Below are 1,606 nucleotides of genomic sequence, written 5' to 3' on the forward strand. Positions count from 1 at the left end.
AAATGAGGGCATCACAATAAGATTTTTTCCTTTCCATTTTCCGAGAAGGAAGCACTTGAAAATCTCGCTTCTCACCCCTTCTCTTATTGATACAGCAGGATGCTCATGCCCTATTATAACAGAATCAATATCCGCGAGCTCGGTTTTTCCAGGAATATGGTTTCCATGGGTAAAGAGGATTTTCCCGATTTTATGGCTTGCAACAAGCTCCAATTTTCTCTTTTCGGCAATAGGAGCCATTATATTATCATGGTTTCCCTTGACTATGATTACTTTCTTTGCATGCCCAGAAATCAGTTCGAGCATCCTCAGTGTTTCCCTCCATTCCTGAGACGATATTTTTCCGAACTCGTGCTTTAAATCTCCGTTTATTATGATTTCATCAAGAATTCCGATTTTGTAATCCTTTTTCAAGATGGAGAATATTTTTTCAAGAGCCCTTTCCATTTCAGCAAGCTGGAACCTCTGCATCAGGATTCCCTCTTTATTAAGCGCCTCTTCATAGCCGATGTGAAGGTCTGCAATTGAGAGGGCTGAATAGGCGCTGCTGTGAATCAGCAGGGACTTTCCTATCATTTCAATATCAAGCCCAAAAACCCTTAAAAGGTGCATGAAGAGGAGAATGGGAGGGCAATTTAAAAATCTTTTTCCAAAAAAAAGCAAAAATATTTAATGAAATCAGGCAATCTGAATTTCACAATGGAAAGAGAGGTTATTGCAAGAGGAGCAGAGGCTGAGATTGTAAAGGAAGGCGGAATTATAATCAAGGAGAGAGTCCCTAAATCATACAGGCTCAAGGAGATTGACGAGAGCCTTAGAAAAGCGAGGACAAAAAGGGAAGTTAAGGTGATGAAGAAACTCTCAACTCTCGGGATTCCCACTGCAAGGATTATTTCAGAGGATTACAAGAACAACAGGTTCAGCATGGAATTCCTCAACGGAAAAAAGCTGAGAGACATCATTAACAAAGTTAATTATGAGGAATACTCGCGCCAAATTGGCGCTCTTGTTGCAAAACTCCATGAGAATAACATAATCCACGCAGACCTTACAACCTCAAACATGATTGTCGTTGAAGGAAAGATACACCTGATAGATTTCGGCCTGACATTTTTCTCAGAGCGGGTTGAGGACAAGGCAGTTGACATTCATCTTCTCAGGCAGGCGCTTGAGAGCAAGCATCAGGAAATCTGGGAAAGGGCTTTCTCAGCAGCAGTTGATGAATACAGGAAAAACTACAAGGATGCGCCCCCCGTGCTTGAGCGGCTTTCTGTTGTTGAGATGAGAGGGCGCTACAAGAAAAAGGGAAAAAAGAATAAGGAGAATAAGGCGCCTGAATTTGAAAACGGAGAATGCGATTAAAGGCGTTTCTAGGGCGCTTCCAAAAGTGATAATTCAGAATGCAGGCATAAAGTTAAAAAATGATTAAAAAACAGAAAAAGAATTTCGAATAAAAAACTAAATAAAAAAATTAAATGGCTTAATTTCCCTTTTTAGTGAGTCCGCGCTTTCCTGCTTTAATCCATTTATACTGCCTTATTCTTTTGGAATTTCCGAATCCGCAGTGTGCGCAAATCCTTGTGGTCTTGTCAAGCGAAATCCTGCC

2 protein-coding genes are annotated in these 1,606 nt (G+C 40.7%); one reads left to right on the forward strand and one right to left on the reverse strand.

Features of this window, described 5'->3' with window-relative positions; translation table 11 throughout:
• Positions 1-612, reverse strand: a 612-nt coding sequence (locus NTV63_01250; GenBank protein ID MCX6709565.1) for a metallophosphoesterase, incomplete at its 3' end; no start/stop codon positions are given.
• 60 nt (positions 613-672) lie between these two features.
• Here NTV63_01250 and NTV63_01255 point away from each other — a divergent pair.
• On the forward strand, positions 673-1,362 hold the full coding sequence (locus NTV63_01255) for a KEOPS complex kinase/ATPase Bud32 (GenBank protein ID MCX6709566.1): 690 nt from the start codon (positions 673-675) through the stop codon (positions 1,360-1,362).
• Positions 1,363-1,606 lie beyond the last annotated feature (244 nt).

The sequence above is a fragment of the Candidatus Woesearchaeota archaeon genome, assembly GCA_026394965.1.
In the GTDB taxonomy this organism is placed as follows: Archaea; Nanobdellota; Nanobdellia; order Woesearchaeales; family 0-14-0-80-44-23; genus JAPLZQ01.